Source organism: Peribacillus huizhouensis (assembly GCF_014138605.1).
Lineage (GTDB): Bacteria > Bacillota > Bacilli > Bacillales > DSM-1321 > Peribacillus > Peribacillus huizhouensis.
Window position 1 is genome coordinate 77,610 of sequence record NZ_JACJHX010000001.1, and the last position, 16,606, is coordinate 94,215.

General features: G+C 36.2%; 15 protein-coding genes. All 15 read right to left on the reverse strand.

Going from position 1 to position 16,606, the window contains the following annotated elements:
• Positions 1-41 precede the first annotated feature (41 nt).
• Positions 42-1,253: a hypothetical protein gene (locus tag HNP81_RS00360; protein ID WP_182501242.1), complete on the reverse strand. Its 1,212-nt coding sequence runs from the start codon at positions 1,251-1,253 to the stop codon at positions 42-44.
• A gap of 13 nt (positions 1,254-1,266) precedes the next feature.
• On the reverse strand, positions 1,267-2,103 hold the full coding sequence (locus HNP81_RS00365) for a hypothetical protein (RefSeq protein ID WP_028392790.1): 837 nt from the start codon (positions 2,101-2,103) through the stop codon (positions 1,267-1,269).
• Positions 2,100-2,789: an ABC transporter ATP-binding protein gene (locus HNP81_RS00370; RefSeq protein ID WP_028392791.1), complete on the reverse strand. Its 690-nt coding sequence runs from the start codon at positions 2,787-2,789 to the stop codon at positions 2,100-2,102. Before HNP81_RS00370 ends, HNP81_RS00365 begins: the two co-directional genes overlap by 4 nt.
• A complete protein-coding gene (locus HNP81_RS00375) occupies positions 2,790-3,173 on the reverse strand; it encodes a GntR family transcriptional regulator (protein WP_028392792.1) in 384 nt (127 codons plus the stop codon). It lies immediately after the preceding gene.
• Between the two features lie 665 nt (positions 3,174-3,838).
• Positions 3,839-4,354 (reverse strand): RNA polymerase sigma factor, encoded by a 516-nt coding sequence (locus HNP81_RS00380; protein ID WP_028392793.1) that lies wholly within the window; start codon positions 4,352-4,354, stop codon positions 3,839-3,841.
• A 21-nt stretch (positions 4,355-4,375) separates the two neighbouring features.
• Positions 4,376-6,346 (reverse strand): DUF6449 domain-containing protein, encoded by a 1,971-nt coding sequence (locus HNP81_RS00385; RefSeq protein ID WP_182501243.1) that lies wholly within the window; start codon positions 6,344-6,346, stop codon positions 4,376-4,378.
• Positions 6,321-7,220 carry an ABC transporter ATP-binding protein gene (locus HNP81_RS00390; protein WP_028392795.1) on the reverse strand — a complete coding sequence of 300 codons (900 nt, stop codon included), beginning with the start codon at positions 7,218-7,220 and terminating at the stop codon, positions 6,321-6,323. The genes HNP81_RS00385 and HNP81_RS00390 overlap by 26 nt, the downstream gene beginning before the upstream one ends.
• Complete coding sequence (locus HNP81_RS00395; RefSeq protein WP_182501244.1) at positions 7,213-7,602, reverse strand: GntR family transcriptional regulator; 390 nt, start codon at positions 7,600-7,602, stop codon at positions 7,213-7,215. The genes HNP81_RS00390 and HNP81_RS00395 overlap by 8 nt, the downstream gene beginning before the upstream one ends.
• An 843-nt stretch (positions 7,603-8,445) precedes the next feature.
• A complete protein-coding gene (locus HNP81_RS00400; protein ID WP_182501245.1) occupies positions 8,446-10,113 on the reverse strand; it encodes a ribonuclease J in 1,668 nt (555 codons plus the stop codon).
• A gap of 601 nt (positions 10,114-10,714) precedes the next feature.
• Entirely contained in the window at positions 10,715-11,581 is an 867-nt protein-coding gene (gene dapA, locus HNP81_RS00405) for a 4-hydroxy-tetrahydrodipicolinate synthase (protein WP_182501246.1), read from the reverse strand.
• A gap of 63 nt (positions 11,582-11,644) precedes the next feature.
• A complete protein-coding gene (gene dapG, locus HNP81_RS00410; protein WP_182501247.1) occupies positions 11,645-12,889 on the reverse strand; it encodes an aspartate kinase in 1,245 nt (414 codons plus the stop codon).
• 210 nt (positions 12,890-13,099) lie between these two features.
• A complete protein-coding gene (gene asd, locus HNP81_RS00415) occupies positions 13,100-14,155 on the reverse strand; it encodes an aspartate-semialdehyde dehydrogenase (RefSeq protein WP_182501248.1) in 1,056 nt (351 codons plus the stop codon).
• 206 nt (positions 14,156-14,361) lie between these two features.
• On the reverse strand, positions 14,362-14,967 hold the full coding sequence (locus HNP81_RS00420) for a dipicolinate synthase subunit B (protein WP_028392801.1): 606 nt from the start codon (positions 14,965-14,967) through the stop codon (positions 14,362-14,364).
• The gene (dpaA, locus tag HNP81_RS00425; RefSeq protein ID WP_028392802.1) at positions 14,964-15,866 is read right to left on the reverse strand and encodes a dipicolinic acid synthetase subunit A; all 903 of its coding nucleotides are present in this window, start codon (positions 15,864-15,866) and stop codon (positions 14,964-14,966) included. Before dpaA ends, HNP81_RS00420 begins: the two co-directional genes overlap by 4 nt.
• 191 nt (positions 15,867-16,057) lie before the next feature.
• A complete protein-coding gene (locus HNP81_RS00430; RefSeq protein WP_028392803.1) occupies positions 16,058-16,306 on the reverse strand; it encodes a YlmC/YmxH family sporulation protein in 249 nt (82 codons plus the stop codon).
• Positions 16,307-16,606 lie beyond the last annotated feature (300 nt).

Sequence of the window (16,606 nt, forward strand, 5' to 3'; positions counted from 1 at the left end):
TTTGTGAGTTCAGACCCTTAAAGGACAGCCTTAGCCCTTGATTATTTAATTTCTAGTGAATGTAATACAAATGGTTTTGTGTTATACTTTTGATCCGGATTTTTCGGGATCACTTCACCTTTATACAAAATTTTACCTGTATTAAGTTCGGCGATAAATAATTGCGGCCGCAGGTTTGCCGTTTTATTTATTTCAAAATCACTCGTCCCAAGAACGTACACTCGATCATTTTTAATAACAAGCGGGAATGCTCCTGCCCAATCACTATTATGAATTAAGAAAGTTTCATCATTTGTTATGGCTTGGTTTCTGATATCAAATGTTGTTACATGCATGCCTTTCGCATCTTGATTGATTATATACAACTTATCTCCAAATAAATAATTTTGACTTGTCACAACACGATTTGCTAATGTTTCAGGCAACTGAATCGTTTCTAATTGATTTTTTTCATAAACATATTCAAATATCACTGGTTTTTCAGTATTATTCACTAATGCCCCACTTTGACTACTAGCATCAGAGCGCTTAATGAAAACAATAGATTTTCTTGGCTGTAATGGGGTGTTTTCCATTGTATCAATAACATCGTATCCCATTTTCATTTGTTCAGGAGTGATAATTACTTCATCATTAAGTAACTTTTGGTTTGCAAGATCAAATGTATATAGATGAACCTCCGACTGTTCTTCATCATTAATATACAGATAATTTTTCGTAACCACTTTTAATTTCGAATGAATAAGTTGAACGTCTAGAACGTGCAAACCATTAGATGTTTCACCAGGAATAGCATGCTCAAAAGATATTTCCTTATTAGAAGCCAAATCCAATAATCCAATATTAAACATGAATTTATTAGCACTTTCAAATTTGTAAACCGCCTCTGCATAGGCGATAAAATCTTCATCTTGATAAAAAGAGTAGATATTTTGTTTCCCACGCATAAATGAACGATGTTTTTTCTTAAGTTCTGCAATTTTGGGTTCATTATTTCCAGTTAGTCGATCCATAAACGATTGCTGGCTCTGATAGATTGTTTCATTAGACGTAATCGTAACATTACTACTTATATCATCTTTTTCAACAGTACCTTTTAAACGAACATTTTTAATTTCACTTTCATGACCCTCTAATGTTTTTATTGAGTAATTTGGAAAATCATTAGCACTAACCATCTTTTTTCCATAATAAGTCCCAATAATCACGATCGACATACAAACGAGAATAATACTGGTGATATACCTTTTCATAGTCATTCCCCCCTTAAACTAATACCCGTTTTGATATTAGCCAATTTCCGATTACGATAGAAGCAGCTGTTATTAAAATTCCAAGTACTAGGAAAATTGCAAAAATTTCTTCGCTATATAAAACAGAATACGTTTCGTTAGAAAGGATAAATAGTGGTGATAGATATAACAAAACCGCTGCAATTATATATAGAATTCCGAACACAATCCCTTTTAGCCGAAAGCTTCTTTCAAACAGAATTGAGGTAAAGAGAACAAACACAAACATCATGCCAATTCCATATGAGATTAGAAAATCACTGAAATATGGCGGCAAAATAATTCCTAACATGACATTAGACTGCAGAATAGATGAAACATCCATGCTCGTCTGTAAAAAATTATCTTGAATGAGTGATTCAAATAATGTATTTTCAAGTGGTAATATGATTAATTGAAATGCTAGTAAACCAATAATGAATAGCAAAATTGCTGAAGCCTTAGAAAAATATAATGAAATTCTAGCGGTTGGTAACATTAATAACCGATAGGCAAATGTATTTTTGCCAAACCAATCACGATACCAAATCATTAAGCAATAAAAGAGTAAGGCAATAATACATAACGCAATAGGACCAACAAACCAAAGAGTTGATGCGAAGTGAGCGAAAGTAAAACCACCGTAATCATGCAAGTATGCCTGCTCAGACAAATTCTGTTCACCCATCACTTCATGGGCTTGATCCATTTTGCTTTTTGCAATAACAATGACACCGATAAATTGACTAAGCAGCGTTATAATCAACAACGTCAGATAAATTTTTATAAAACGATTGATTTCAAAATTGACTAACTTGATGTAGCTTTTCATCCTATATACACCTCTCTCATCACGTCAACAACGGATTTTCCTTCTTCCTGACGCATTTGTTCGGTATTAAATTCTTTTAATACGATTCCGTTATCTAATAAAATGACTTTATCGATTAAATGCTCTATATCGTTAATTTCATGGGTAGTGATGATGACTCCCCGGTCTTCTATTAAATGACTTGTGAACACTTCTGTGATTTGTTCCCGACTAAAGATGTCGATCCCTGAGAATGGTTCATCCATTAAAATATAGTCTACATCAATCGCCAATCCCATCAGTAAATTGATTTTGGCAGTGTTCCCTTTCGATAATTCTGAAATACGCGTTTTTTCATCCAGTTTAAAAAATGTAAGGAGTTCAGTCGCTCGCTCTTGATTCCATTTTTTATAAAAATCTTGCATGAATTGCATTGCTTGTTTAATCGTCATTTGTGGAAGCATCGTAATCGCATCCGGAATAAATGCTACTTTTTCATACGTATTCTTATTGATTGTTTCTCCATCAATTAATATGCTCCCTTTATTGATTGGAGTCAGGCCCATAATTGCCTTTAATGTAGTCGTTTTTCCGACTCCATTTATTCCGATTAAGCATGTAATTTCGCCCTTATTAGCAGTGAATGAAACACCATCAAGTACTTTTTTTCGACCGAATTTTTTTGTGAGCTGATTGACTTCAATCATTTACAGTACCTCCTTACTGCTTTCTTGTGAATATTTTTCCTGCACGATATGAAGGAGCTCATCGATTGAGATATTTAACGGCCGAATAGATTGCATAAACGAATCAACCGCCGCTACAATTAATTCCTCTCTTACACCATGTAAGATATTTTCATTTGTTGTAATTTTACTAGGATAATTCCGCTCAGTTGTAATCAAACCTTGTTCCTCCATTTCTTTATACGCCTTTTGAGCCGTATTCGGGTTTATTTTCAACATGGCTGCAAGTTCTCTCCTAGATGGAATTTCTTGTCCTGCCATCAGATTTCCATTTGCAATTTGTTCCTTAAAATATCGGACAACCTGTATATATACAGGATCACGATTGTTAAAAGTAACATTCATAAAACCATCTCCTATTAGAACTACTTAATTAGTGTATGTATTATCTGGTTCATACACTTCTTATATGTACTATACACGTAGTACGCTTTTTCTGTCAATAGCGTTTTGTTCACCACTATATCAAGACATAAAACATGGCTCTTTTCGTAAAGATTGTTGATATTAGCAAGTAACTAATGCGAGCAGATGTTGGTTGTAGTTGATATGCGAGATTCCTGCTTAGAGAAACGTGTTGAGGGAGAACCCGAAAGTCGAAGCACTGAGGAGGCTTCTGAGACCGCACGCTTAAAAGCAAGTAACTGTAACGGAAATTGCCAGGATAGTATTGTAAATATAGTTTAAAAGCAACCTAGAATATGAAAACATCCTTAAATATTATTGAATATCTAAAACCTGTGACATACATATTAAAGAAACGCCTTTATAAGGAGCATTTAATATTTGTACTACTACTTCCAAATCAAATAAACATTACCTTTTTTTATTGCTGCATCTTTATATAATATTATTCAGATTTAATTCGAATGTAGTTTCATGATTTGGAGGATATCACTCTTTGTCACCCCGCTGAGCTATTAATAAATACAGAAACGATTCTCAATTTCGAGAATCGCTCTTCGTTTTCATATATCACAATTTCATGATATAGTAAGATTTTTCCTTAATCAATTTAACTGCCGCTTTAATTGTTCCTTCAAGCATTTCCTAGAGCGAAAAATCCATGTTTTAATTGTGCCTGTTTTTATAGCCATTTGTTGTGATATCTCTTCTTCTTTTAAGCCATGGAAGGATTTTAGAACAAATACTTTTCTCTTATCTGGATCCCAACCGTTAATTTGTAAATGGACAGCTTCTATTAGTTCCATTAATTCTGCTTTTTGTTCTATTGATTGGTTTAAAAATTCAACGAAGTTTTCGGTATCCTCAATTGGACAAATCGAGTTTCGTTTTTCTTTCCTCAAACAATCAATGGCCGTTCTTTTAGCAATAACAGTCAGCCATGCGCCTATTTTTTCAGAATCTATGATTGTTTCCATTTTACTAAAGGCTTTAATAAAAGTTTCTTGAACGATGTCCTCTGCAAGAAAAGCATCTTTCGTCATTTGATAGACAATTCGATTTAGCTTTTTAGAATATTGCTGATACAATGCAGCAAAATGATCATCTAGATCGTTAGTCATCTGCCTCATCCAATCTTTACGTTATTTTCTGAAATATTCCGTAACAAATTCAGGAATTTTATTATTGATAAAATCCATAACCTCAACATAATTACCATTTTCATAAACAAACAATATTACATATTCACCATCACTAAACCATTTACTGTTTTCCAAAACCAGTCCAATATCCTGCTTATCTTCTACTTTTAACACTGATTTTTTTGATTTAAACTCTTTAATGATTTCATCAGAGCTATATGCATGTAACAAATTCTGATCAATGTCTTTACGTGGAGCTATCCAAACCTGGTAAATATCATTTGCTGTGACTCTTGAGCTTTCTAGCAGATTATTTTGTTTGAGCCAACTTTCGAAATTTTCATAGTCAGGCATCCATTCAATATAAAGACGTTTATCATTATTAAGTAATAGTTCTATGCCGGAATAACCTCTTGATTCATCGATCATTTCTTCATATGTTTCAGAGAGTAAATCCAGTCTTAATGCAGCTATACTATCAAGAATTTGTTTGTGATCCGTTATGGAAACACCTTTATTTACCGGCCCATTAGAAGTAACTGTAATTTTATCAACCTTTGACTCATCTAAGGTCAATATTGGATAAGTCAATTCTTTATATTCTTTAGATTCATAGATTGGTTTTATAAGATGGGTTAAAGAATTATTTTTAGGCAAATTGTATTGGCGAGCTAATTTCTTACCATTCTTTAACTCGTAATAGAAAAAGATATCATCGTAATACTTCTTTCCTATCTCCTGCTCGACATCTTCTTTAATAAGTGCCTTATGTAGTGTTAGGAGATTTTGAATGTTTTCCTTTTCCCTTAAGTATCTTACTTGACCTAACGCGTCAGCATCCCTATATCCATAAATACTATTACCTATATACACTTGTTTGATCTCACTGTATGCTGGAACCTTCTTTTCAAATCCAGTAAAATCGAATTGAAACAATAACATTAATAATCCGGCTAATCCTGCGAAGTAGAGATATCTTTTATATTCTCCAAACACCCTCCATGTTTTCTCGATAATCATTTTTGCTCCGAAATACCCAAGCAAGGATCCTGCAATATATCCAAAAACAAGCCAGCCTGTACTATTTTGCATTTCCCCAAAATACATTCCACAGATAAGCATGACACCTATTGCCATACCATAGATAAAAATCGGTTTAATACCACGAAACGCAATTGCACTCGAGGCTGCTTCTATGTGCCGCTTGTTATACAACCATAGTGATGCAAAATAAAGTAAAATGATTAATCCACTGAATAGAAGAGCAGCAGAGATACTCATAGCACGATGTTCAAAATACGAACCATACAAGATTGGAGAATAAGTTTCTACCTTCGAATTGAGATAATACTCGTACGAAAATCCATGTAAAAAATACTTAACGTTAAAGGCCGCTAACACTACAATTCCAGTCGGAAATAACAAGAGAATATATGTGAAAATTCCTTGAAGAATGGCCATACCGGTAACCATTCCTACATAAACAGCACAAAAGAAAATAAACATAGTAAATAACCATGTAATTCCTGTCCAAATTAGAACTTCTTCTATTGAAATAAACATACCTACATCAAGTACACTTCTTAAAATTAAAACAGAGCAAGAAATAATAAGAACAGGGATCGTTAAAAAAGCAACTCCCATTCCTACATAGTGATTAAATACCACTTTTCTACTCATGGGTAGGCTATGTAGAAAATCAGCTGAATCTTTTAAATGTAAATACAAAAATAAAAAGATTGCTAGAAGCACGGGAATAATCAACATTAATCCATACTGAATTTCAAAAGAATAAGAAAATGGATTTTTTATTTCCTTATAATAAATATATTCATCATTTGTATGCATCATCAGCATCTTTAATGGTAGGGCAAAAACTAACCCTAAAAAATAAACTATGCTGACCCAACTCATATTTCGGATGATTTGCATACATATTTCTTTATTAAACCAAAATGTTTTGGATGGCATAGCCGACTTCCCCCATTTCGTATATAAATATTTCTTCCAATGTGAGAGGAAGCATGTCGAAGATGACCGGTTCATACTGCTCAAAGTATGATTTTACCTCCGTCTCATGTCCACGAACAACACACAACCAAACACTACCTCTGCGTTCATAATGAAGGGTTTTCATTTCTCGAAGCCATTCAGCTTGTGGTTCATTTTTAAAAGCAATCTGAATTTTATGGACGTCTGATTTTAAATCATCCAAGTCCTTTTCAAGAATAATCCTTCCTTTATGGAGAATACCTACATGGTCGCAAATATCTTCAACTTCACGTAAATTATGCGAGGAGATTAATACAGTCATTTCTCGTTCAGCAACATCCTGTATCATAATGTTTTTTATTTTTTTCCTCATTACTGGATCTAAGCCATCAAATGGCTCATCCAATATCAGCACATCTGGCATCGTCGAGAACGCTAACCAAAAAGCAGCTTGACGCTTCATTCCTTTTGAAAATTTATGGAGCTTCTTATCCATCTCAATTTCAAAAATATCTTGAAGCTTTTGAAAGCGTTCCTCATTCCAATTAGGAAAAATGGACGAATAAAAGTTAGCCATTTGTCTTAATGTATATTGAGAAAAGAAGTATGGAGTATCTGGCATGAATATAATTTTTTTCTTGATATCAATATTCTCAAATACCGGTGCTCCCTGAATCGAAACTTTCCCCTTATCTTGTTTAAGAATACCTGCTATTATTTTTAATAATGTTGTTTTTCCGGCCCCATTAGAGCCTAAAAGACCGTAGATTGAACCTTGTTTCACCTCTAACTCCACTGATTGAACAGCTTCATTTCCTTCATACTTTTTATATACTTTCTGACATTCAATCATTTTTTTGTTCTCCTCCTTTCGACGGCTCCAAATCGTGAATAAGTTTGATCAACTCCTCCGGCCTCAATCCAAGGAACATGGCTTCAGAAAGCAATTTTTTTAGCTCTTTTTTTATGATTACTAATTTCTCTGTGTTCTTAACAAGACTAGTTGGATTCACAAAGCTTCCCTTTCCTTTCACCGAGTAAATATATCCTTGTGACTCTAGCTCTCGGTACGCTTTCTGGATTGTGTTAGGATTAATGGTTAACTGCCCTGCCAATGTACGAACGGACGGAAGCTGCTCATCTGGATTCAACACTTCACTAATAATGAGCTCCTTTAACTTATCAACCAATTGTTCGTAAATCGGCTGTCTGCTTCTCATGTCTAATTCAAACAACCAAAATCACCCTCATTCTGTACTGAGTGTACTATATGTATTAGTACACTTAAACTATACATCACCTTTTTGGTAATAACAAGAAAAAATTGCTTTATAAGAGAACTCTTCTTTAAGATGGAATTTAACTTGATAAACTTGTCTTCTTAACATGTAATTCACTGGCCTTATTTTGAACCAAATTATCACGACCACTTTACCTAACTGGAGAATCTGACCAATATGAATGATATTCCTCCAATTTAACTTCTATCTCCTGTTAGCTTAGTTCCCTTTTTAATCCTATCGTCCATTTGTAGATTCCTCATATTAAACAGTACAAATTTTTTCGCTCCCCCAAAAAAACAGCTCTCCTTAAAAAAAGAAAGCAAGTCATTTAAATTCTTACTCACCTAAAGTGTGATTTACTATATCTCCGGTTAATAAAGTGAAACTTCAATTAGTGGTTTTTTTCTCCTCCCACTGATTGTAGTCCCGTTCTACTATACCGCTGAAGATTACAACGGTAAGTTTCACTGTATCTCACCAATCGGGCTTTACGTAAAAAAGCGAGGCGACTGCTTTAAGGAACGTCTACTAAGATCGCTCACGTCCTGTGAGCAAGACGCCATCACATCCTATGATAGTCCGAGTTTGCCACAGAGTATTACAGCTTATGACCTTAAGTAAGGCTAGGAGCCGCAACTAGATTAGGCAGTAATCCCCACCTAAGCTTCTTCGATTCCTCTTAGCCTTAAGTTGGGGTCTTACTGCCCGTTAATGTGGGATAAATTATAAAAATCATAATTTAAGTAACAAAAATGCTCCTAGCGACTTCGTCCAGCTAGGAGCATTTTTTTAGTATTAAATTTCCATGATAATCGGCAAGATCATCGGACGTCTCTTCGTTTTCTCAAAAAGGTATTGGTTTAATGAATCACGCATATCTTGCTTCAATACAGCCCAATCAAACGGATGGCTAGTTCTTGCTTTTTGCACAATATTGTGAACTAACACCGCTGCTTCGTCCATTAACTTCTCTGATTCACGAACATACACAAAACCGCGAGAAATGATTTCCGGCCCAGCTGCAATTGATTTATCTCCTCTGTTCAATGTTACTACAACGATTAATGTTCCATCTTGTGACAAGAGTCTTCGATCACGGAGTACAATATTTCCTACATCCCCCACACCGCTTCCATCAATTAATACATTTCCTGATGTCACTTTACTTGAAAGTCTAATTTGATTAGAGCTAATTTCAACTACATCACCTTTATCTGCGACAACGACATGATCTTTACTTAGACCCGCCCCAATCCCAAGCTTTTGGTGTGCATATAATTGCCGATATTCTCCTCGTACCGGCATTAAGTATTTCGGCTTCATTAAATTTAGCATCATTTTTAGTTCTTCTTGACTGCCATGTCCGGTAACATGAACTATATTACGATTAGATACAACTGTGGCACCAGTACGGTATAACATATCAATCGTTTTAAATAGTGTCACCTCTCCACCTTTTGATGGTGCAACTGCAAGAATCACTGTGTCTTCCCGTTTAATTGAGACATGCTTATGCTGCCCTTTTACCATTTTTTGCAACACTGTTATTGGATCTCTTTGTTGACCAGTCAATAAAATTACTACCTCATGATCGGGATATTGTTTAAGTTGTGACGCTGGTATCAATAATTCTTCAGATAATGTTAGATAGCCCAATTTTAAGGAGGTTTCATATATCCGCTGTATGTTTTTTCCAACCACTACAACTTTTCTACCACTGATTGAAGCAGCATTAAATACATGTTGAATGCGGATAATATTAGAAGCGAAACAAGTTACAATTAATCTCCCTCTTGCTTGTTGAAATGTTTGAATCATTTCCTGTTCTACTATTGCTTCTGACGGGGTATAACCTGAAGATTCAGCTCCAATACTATCTGACATCAGACACAGTACTCCGGCTTCTCCGAGTGCCGCCATTTTACCAATTTCAGGCTTGTACAATTCTGTTGCCGATTGATCAAATTTAAAATCACTCGTATAGACAATTGCACCTTCTTCTGTATGAATTGCTATCCCAATAGAATCAGGTATACTATGATTCGTCCGGAAGAAACTTATTTTGCTTGATGGAAAGTTCAAAATTGAATCAGATTGAATCTCAATTAATTCAGCTTTTCCTTTAAAATCATTTTCCTTCATTTTCTCTTTCGCTAAAGCTAATGTTAGTTTTGTACCATAAACAGGCGCCTTAATATATTTTAAAACATATGACAATGCCCCGATTTGGTCGTCGTGCCCATGACTTAGTAAGATCGCTTTAACTCTTTCTCTATTCTCGATTACATATGAAATATCCGGAATAACCGCATCAATACCTAACATTTCTTCTTCAGGAAACATTAAACCTGCATCAAGCAGGAACATATCTTGATTTACTTCAACTATATACATATTTTTTCCAAGCTCGCCCTGTCCTCCCAGGGGTATAACTCTGATGCCGTTTATTTGATCTTTAGTCAACCGAATATCCTCCTCAAATAAATACAGTTCGAATTCCAATTGTATCCATTATAACTGATACTGAAAAAACATGGCAATCTTTCACTTTCTACCTTTGATTTAATATCAAATTCAAAAAGTACAATTTCTTAATTTTAAAGCGCATACATCGTTTATATACAACAAGCCAATCGTTCCCGATTGGCTTGTATACGATTTCTATATTTATCCCGCATTAACTAACGGGCAGTCCCCCCACCTCAAAGCTAAGAGGAATCGAAGAAGCATAGGTAGTGGATAACTGCCTTATCTAGTTGCGGCTCCTAGCCTTACTTAAGGTCATAAGCTGTAATACTCTGTGGCAAACTACGCCACGCCGTATTCCATCTTTTACTTGTCGGACTATCATAGGATGTGATGGCGTCTTGCGTTTTAGTTGAGGTCCACTGGATGTGGGTCACTCAGACGAAAGACTAAAGGACGCGGCGTACTTAGTCTGATTTCGTTGAACCTTATTCGTACTGTCGATTGATCAAAGCGATAGTGAAGATCTTAGCGACAGTAGAACGGGACTAACAATCAGTGGAAGATGAAGAAAACTTCCACTGATTGAAGTTTCATTTTATAAAATAACAGTGCTAAGTGCCGTTCTTTCCTGCTCAGTAAGTGGTACAAGCGGAAGTCTAACCGAACCGACATCGATTCCCTTCATTTGCAAAGCGGTCTTTACTGGAACAGGACTTGGTGCTGAAAATAATCCTTTGAATACTGGAAGCAATGTCTGATGCTGTTTCGCTGCATCTTTCATGTTTCCTGTAAAAAAGGACTCGATCATTTGCTGCATTTCATTCCCGATAATATGTGATGCGACAGAAACGACTCCAGCACCCCCAATCGCAAGAACAGGAAGAGTAATACCGTCATCCCCGCTATACAGTTGAAAATCTTCACTTGCTTCAGAAATAATTTGAGTCATTGCAGTCAAATCACCACTCGCTTCTTTAACCGCCACAATATTATCAATCTCTGATAATCTAATAATTGTTTCTGGTGCAATGTTAACAGCGGCTCTTCCAGGAATATTATAAACCATGACTGGAAGAGAGGTGCTTTGTGCAATTGTTTTAAAATGTTGATATAGACCTTCTTGATTCGTTTTACTATAGTAAGGTGCTACGAGCATGATGGCATCTGCACCAATTTCCTCTGCTTTTTTCGTAAGTTCAATTGTTGCATACGTATTATAGCTGCCTGTTCCCATAACGACAGGAACTCGTTTATCTACAACATTTACAACATGTTTGAGTAAAGCAATTTTTTCTTCAGATGTTAAAGTAGGTGACTCACCAGTCGTACCTGATATAACTAATGAATCTGTGCCATTTTCAATCAAGTAATTAATTAATAATGTTGTTTTTGCAAAGTCAATATTCCCTTTTTTATCGAAAGGAGTAACCATTGCGGTTGAAACTCTACCAAAGTTAATCATACATACACCTCTTGATTTTATAAGATGAGACTCTCATCATGGATACAATAATTTTAATAAAAGTTATCGATCCGTTATCCGGTATTCCGGTGCTTCTTCATGCAATTGAAATGCGTCATGCAGTGCATTCACAGCAACTGACAAATCTTGTTCCTTTACTAACACCCAAATGGTAGTGTGGCTATCCGCGGATTGTAAAATGCTAATTTCTCGATCTGATAATGCTGAAACAATTTTGGCAGCAACACCAGGCACTCCATTAATTCCAGCCCCTACAACAGAGACTTTTGCACAATTCCTTTGGATATATGGCTCATACCCCATGTTTTCTAAAATTGAAATAGCATTGTTTGTCATTTCTTCTGTAACGGTATAAACGACGGCGTTTGGTGAAATATTAATAAAATCGACGCTTATCGAAGCATTTGCCATCGCTTTAAATACTTCTGCTTGCAGATTATATTGGTCTTTCTTTGCTTTCACTTTGATTTGAGTAATTTTCGAAACATGGGCTATCCCTGTCACAAGTCTTTCTTTTATCTCAGTCCCATTACTGCCTCTATTCATGCTCGTTACCAATGTTCCGAGACCATCTGAATACGTGGATCTGATGCGGATTGGTACCTTTGCCTGCATCGCAATCTCAACAGCTCTAGGATGAATAACTTTTGCACCTTGATAAGCCATATTACATACTTCATTGTAAGTTACTACAGAAAGCGGGCGAGCAAAGTCAGCAATGCGTGGATCAGCTGTCATTATGCCTTCTACATCAGTGAATATATCTACATATTCAGCTTGTAACGCCGAGCCAAGAGCAGCTGCAGATGTATCACTTCCGCCCCGTCCAATCGTCGTTATGTCCCCGTTTTTTGCTGCTCCTTGAAAACCAGCAACTACGACTACATCATGAAGTTCTAACTCTCTTCTTATTCTATCACATTTCATGTCAATAATTTTGGCATTTGTATGATCCTGGTTTGTGAGAAATCCAGCTTGTGCTCCAGTAAAGGTTGTCGCACTTATTCCACTATCCAGCAGTGTATTCGTGAAAACAACCGAGGAGATCGTTTCCCCCACGGATAAAAGTAAATCTTGTTCTCTTTTTGAGAGTTTGCTGTCTGTACCATTTACGAGTGATAAAAGCGTGTCCGTTGCATAGACATCTCCCTTTCTTCCCATTGCCGAGACGACGACCACAACCTTGAACCCATCATTTAGCGCTTTTTGGATATGACGCTTAGCATGTGTTCTGCTTTCCTCATCTCGTACAGAAGTTCCTCCGAATTTCTGAACGATGAATTTCATTCTAAACACCTCAAATGTAAAGGGCTAGCTAAAAAAGTTGCCATTTCGCATTCTACTACAGTAATTGGTAGTAAAAAAACTTTTATACTGTAATCAGTAGTTACGGACTCTACTTTTTTAACCAGCCACATTGCTTATCATAATTCTTTTACTTACAATCTAACAATCCATTCGGTTTGATGATTCACGATTTACTGTTAGTTGCTATCTTTATTTTACCGTAACTAATCCTAATTTCAATAAGCTTTCTGCAATTTGAACTGAATTCCAAGCAGCACCTTTAAGCAAGTTATCAGATACTATCCATAGATGGATTCCGTTCTCTTTATCCAAATCTTTGCGGATTCTGCCAACAAAAACGTCAGGTTTTCCAACAGCATCGGCTGGCATCGGATAAATTTGATTTTCTGGGTCGTCTTGAAGTACGACTCCTGGTGCATCACTTAATAATGATTTGATATCTGCTGCAGTAATGCTAGATGCAGTCGTCTCAACATATACTGACTCAGAATGGCCAGTCTCGACAGGTAGCCTTACACAAGTAGCAGCTACCTGTAGTTTTGGCATATGCATGATTTTTTTTGTTTCATTAATCATTTTCATTTCTTCGTAAGTAAAGCCGTTATCCTGAAATGTATCTATTTGTGGGATGACGTTAAATGCAATTTGATAATGCTTTTTATCACCTTTCACTGGTAATACTGCTGGTTTGATTTCTTGATTATCAAGTATTTCACGAGTTTGCTCTTTTAATTCATTGATTGCTGCAGCACCAGCTCCTGAAACGGCCTGATAAGTGGAAACAATTATCTTATTTAATCCATAAGCCTTTCTAATCGGTTCTAGAGCTACAACCATTTGAATTGTTGAACAATTTGGGTTCGCAATAATTCCATTATGGTTGCGTAAGTCTTCTTCATTCACTTCAGGTACAACTAACGGCACACGTTCATCCATGCGGTAGGCACTTGTATTATCAACCACGATTGCTCCGCGTTTCACTGCTTCAGGTGCCAACTCTTTAGAAATACTTCCACCCGCACTGAATAAAGCGATATCTATACCTTCAAAGCTTTCAGGCTTTGCTTCCTGAACTTCAATTTCTTCGCCTTTAAACAAAAGTTTCTTTCCTGCCGAACGGGCCGAAGATAAAAAAGTGATTTTTTTTATAGGCAGTTCTCTTGATTCAAGTGTTTTTATCATTTGTTGTCCTACTGCTCCGGTCGCCCCGACAACCGCAATATTTAATCCTTTTGTCTCTTCCATTGTCTTTACCCCTTTTCCATTTACATGATGACTTCTATCTATTTGTCATCGATACTGTAACTTTATTAATAGAATTATCATTTATTTTAACATATCAATGCACGAAAGAAACAGGCTTTTACTAATTTATGATGTAATCGAGGCAATACAAGCAAAAAATTTACAAAAATCTGACTATAAAAAAAGCTTTTTCTACTATTTCACTTTTATATTGAAGTAGAATCATTATATCTCTCGATGATTACTGGTTGAATTTGTTTGCCATCTAATGCAGCAATAATCGTTTCACGTATTTGACTCATTCTCGCTACCATAGAAGTCGGTTTCTTCTCCGGATCATCCTGACCGAATGGTACAAAGTAAACATCTTTTGAGTCCATTAGTCTCATTAAATTCGTTCCATTAAGTCCCAAAGCATCATTGGTTGAGATTGCTACTACGACTGGACGATGATTCCTCATCGTCGCTTTTGCTGCCATAAGCACCGGAGAATCGGTTAAGGCATTCGCCATCTTACTCATAGAATTCCCTGTCATCGGTGCAATGACCATACAAGCAAGCGGGGTTTTTGGACCAAGTGGCTCCGCTTTTACGATCGAATCGACAACATGGTGTCCGGTTAATTTTTCTATCCTCCCAATCCAGTCTTCCCCTTTTCCAAATCTTGTTTCGGTATGCTGAACAGTCGATGTAACGATCGGGATGACCTCTGCGCCTTCATTTACCAATTTTTCTATTTCAGGAAAAACAGCATCATACGTACAATGCGAACCAGTTAATCCAAAACCGATTCGTACACCTTTTAAGCTCATTTCGTTTTCCCCTTTCGTTTTTTCATATCTTCCTTAATTAATTCGGATAATGCACTCCCCAAAATTTTACCGGCAGTTTTCGGTGCAACGATGCCAGGTAAGCTTGGTGCAAGCAATGCTTTAATTCCTCTTTTTTCAGCAAAACGAAAATCTGTTCCTCCCGGTTTTGAAGCAAGATCAATGACTAAGGTGTGAACAGGCATGTTCGCTAGTACAGAAGCCGTGATAATTGGATGAGGAATTGTATTAATACATATATCTACATCTCTCACCATCTTCGTCAGATCATTGATATGAAAGGGTGTCATGGCCATCTCCGTAATCCTTGCAATATCTTCCGTTTTTCTAGCCGCTACTCTTACCTTTGCACCAAGTGCTTGAAAGCTTCTTGCTGCTGTCATGCCAACTCTACCTAATCCTAAAATAGCAACGTTTGAGCCATGTAGGGTGAAATCTGTATGTTGTATAGCCATCATAATTGTCCCTTCCACTGTAGGGATTGAGTTATAAATGGCGACGTCATCCCTATCAAAAAGCTGTACAAGTCGCCGATTGGTATTTTTCATAATTTCTGTTAGATATGCATTACTAATTCCAGAATAAAACGTACAATGTGATGAAGTTCTTGATACAATTTCTTCCGTAATCGTTACCTCTTCATTTGAAAAAATCGTATCTACTTTCCCCTCAAGATTTGTACCTGCAACAGGTAGGATGACAACATCAATTTCAGAAAAGTCTACATCTTCAAGCTTTTCTTTTACCGCACCTGTAAATGAATGTTCAAGCTGTTCAAAGCCTACTAGCCAAAGTCTTGCATCAAGTTCAGTCAATTTCCGAACTACCTCTAGCTGACGAGCATCCCCGCCGATAACTGCGATTTGCAAGCCTGTGAGCATTAAAACCGTCACCTTCTTTTTCATGGAAATATCTTCTTAGTTTTTTTCATTGTTTTACCCTTACATCCTATGTATTTCTTTCAAAATAGGTGATTGAAGGATTTTATCTTACATTCGAATTTGAAGTAACATTATCAGGGATTCCAAAAAAAAAACCGCCCTTAGGCAGTAGAAAAAAAGAACTTTAGACTTTACTCTTTATATTGAGTTTCCACGACATCTATAATCACCATATCGGATCCAATCTTTTTTACGTGCTGCCAAGGCACTTTTATTTCATGTCCTTGCCGCTTTAATCCGAACCACTTTAAAGAAGGGATGATTAAAGCCAGAATTTGACCTTCTTCATTGATTTCGAGATCAGTTTGACCTAAAACTCCTAAACGTTCAGCTCTCGCCACATCAACAATTTCTTTTCCACTTAATTCACTAAGCCTCAAAGCCTATCTCCTCCTCATACAGTCATATTTCATCTATATCCGATTTTGTCCAAGAATAGAAGTACAAGTATGACCATTAGAACAAAACAATAAGTGAACACTCTAATCAACCTAAGATATTACAGATATTCTTCATATTTCTTTCACACAAAAAAAGAATTAAACCCTTTCTTAAGAGTCTAATTCTTTTTCCGTGGAGAAGGGGCGAAACTTCACAAAATCAGCTCCGTACCATCACCTTATAAGGTTATACAATTTGAGATACTGAACATTTTTAGATCGTTGCGCATTAGAACAGAC